The sequence below is a fragment of the Pseudoflavonifractor phocaeensis genome (genome assembly GCF_016901735.1).
Classification (GTDB): Bacteria; Bacillota; Clostridia; order Oscillospirales; family Oscillospiraceae; genus Pseudoflavonifractor_A.
Genome location: NZ_JACLZC010000157.1, coordinates 1 through 964, shown reverse-complemented (window position 1 = coordinate 964; position 964 = coordinate 1). Strand labels below are relative to the sequence as shown.

Genomic DNA, 964 nt, shown 5'->3' with positions numbered 1-964 from the left:
CGGCGGTTGTGGACAGCAAGTTGCTTGGAAAAATCGTCCAGGGAGTAAAAACTGTGGCAGGAGTAAAAGCGTTTCTGGTCCTCCCGGTGGCTGCGTTCCACTTTGCCGTTGTGACGCGGCGTATAGGGACGGATGAGCTTGTGGCGGATGCCGAGCTGGGCAGCGGTGGCCTCAAACAGGGTGGGCAGGTCTTTCTTGCTGTTGGAAAAACGATTGGTGAACTCAAATCCGTTGTCCGTCTGGACGCACTCCACCCGGATGCCCCGGCGGGCATACCACTTTTGCAGCTTTTTCAGGAAGTCAGCGGAGGAGTAGGTACTCTGTTCCGGGTAGGCAGCCAGGAAGCGCAGACGGGTGAACTCGTCAATGGCGGTATATTGGAACAGGCGAAGCTCGTAGTTTGGAATACACCTGCGTGGCACTACCTTTACATCTACCTGGACCCGCTGGCCTGGATAGGTCATCTGCTCATAAGGCTTGGGCCTGTATGTCTTTTTCTTCTCTGCCGCAGGAAACAGCCCCAGTTTGCGCAGAATACGGAACAGGCTCTCTGGGCGGCGGGAATAGCCCCGCTTCCGCAGCCGGTGCCACAGCTCCACCATGCCCAGGTCTGGATTGCGGCGGCGCATATCCCGGATCAGCTTCAACTCCGCCTCTGTATGCTGGTTGGGATGGCTGTGGGGCCGCCGGGACTGGCAGACCAGGGACTGCACCGTACCGTCCCAGCGGGCCTTCCAGAAGTAGATATACGACCGGCTCTTGTTGTACTTCCGGCTGGCTCGGCTGACGCCGTATTTCTCCGCGTATCTCATTAAGGATTGCCGATACGCCATGTCCTGTGTTATACTCTTGCTCATGAAGGATATGGCCCCCTCTCGTCAAGTTGTTGTGTCGCAACTCAACTTTAACCGATGAGGCCCTATCCTTCATCCTTTTTTATTCAACTGTCCAACATGTATTGTAC

At 56.0% G+C, this 964-nt stretch carries 1 protein-coding gene; it reads right to left on the bottom strand.

The genetic code is table 11. The annotated features are described in order from the left end of the window. The coding region (locus H7U37_RS14995; RefSeq protein WP_204876963.1) for a DDE-type integrase/transposase/recombinase at positions 1 to 812 on the bottom strand (812 nt) is incomplete at its 3' end. Between the last annotated feature and the right edge of the window lie 152 nt (positions 813 to 964).